This is a genomic window from Microcystis sp. LE19-131.1A (assembly GCF_027532015.1).
Taxonomy (GTDB): Bacteria; Cyanobacteriota; Cyanobacteriia; order Cyanobacteriales; family Microcystaceae; genus Microcystis; species Microcystis ichthyoblabe_A.
Window position 1 is genome coordinate 1 of sequence record NZ_JAPZSS010000014.1, and the last position, 1,227, is coordinate 1,227.

The window sequence follows — 1,227 nt, forward strand, 5'->3', positions numbered from 1 at the left end:
AAAGAAAAACTTGATTAATAATGTACAGGATTAATTCTACTACAAAATTGGAAGGAGGGGGCAACCATCGATCCCTACCTCCCACACTCCGAGAATGATTATTATTCTTGAGAATGAATAGTTTATTTTTTGGAAGTCCCTGACTATGCCATACAGGAAAATCGGATTCTGCTAACTCATAACTGCGATGACTTTGAAGAGTTGCACCAAGCGAATCCAAGCCATTCGGGGATATTCGCGGTTTACCGTAACGCTAACCTCTTAAAAAATATGGGCTTCAAGGCAATTGTCAAGGCAATCGCCAATCTCGAAACTGCTAACGTCCCCCTTGCTAATCAGTTCATCTCCCTGAACCACTGGAACTATTAATTCTGGTTTGTCTCGATCTTGTCACAAATCTTAACTTAATCTCTCCCTAACTATTGAAAACAAAAATACACTCTACCCCCCGCACAGTATCCTACGCTACAATTTAATAAATCTTTACATTATTCTCCCTGACTAGGGATTCACATCGGATTTACACACCCTCGCCCAATATTTCGTCAAAACTTACCGAAAAATTGGGTTTAAAGCCTCGCCCTTTTAGGGCGACTTTATATGATGTATGCTATTAAGAATAGGGGGCCGGGTAAGCAACCGATTAAAAAACCCAGTCATCGCCGGATGAACGCACCGTTCGGACCTCGGCGTGAGCTTTTTTCGAACGCTGAGCTCAGGGCAGCGCGGTCAAAAACGACATCGGTAAGATTGCCAACCAAATTATGATGGCTGTCACCTTGCGTTGGGAAACCATTTTGATGCCAGAGGAAAGAAAAGAGGGTCATCAGTTGTCAGATTTGCGTTTTCAGTCCACTGATTACTGGAAAAGCTTCCCAACTCCCACTCTGCAATAACTACTGGCAGCCAGAAATAGGTTGAGTACTTATCATACTTTGTGCTTTTTGTCAAAAAAACTTTTTTTTTGCAATAAAACTACACAAAAAAAAGATCATCGTTGTGGGTGAAATTGACTGATTTACCCGTCTTAATTAGGATCACCTTGTAGGTGTGGCAAGGGTTTCAACCATTGCTGTTCAAAAAAGCACATAAGTAGTCATGCAAAATTAATTACCCAAATAAAAAATTAAGAAGTATAATACATAAAAAAACGAAGCAGCAGGAAAATACAATGAGATTGATTAGAGACCTAAACCCCGAGAGCCAGAAAATGCTAGAGAGAATTTA

Annotated in this window: 1 protein-coding gene and 1 pseudogene; both read left to right on the forward strand. The window is 40.3% G+C overall.

Translation table 11 applies throughout. The features are described 5' to 3' along the window. Positions 1-135: 135 nt before the first annotated feature. Positions 136-369: pseudogene (locus O9323_RS01215) on the forward strand (DUF5615 family PIN-like protein); the annotation flags it as partial. 395 nt (positions 370-764) lie between these two features. Beyond that, positions 765-896 carry a hypothetical protein gene (locus O9323_RS01220; RefSeq protein WP_002753613.1) on the forward strand — a complete coding sequence of 44 codons (132 nt, stop codon included), beginning with the start codon at positions 765-767 and terminating at the stop codon, positions 894-896. Positions 897-1,227 lie beyond the last annotated feature (331 nt).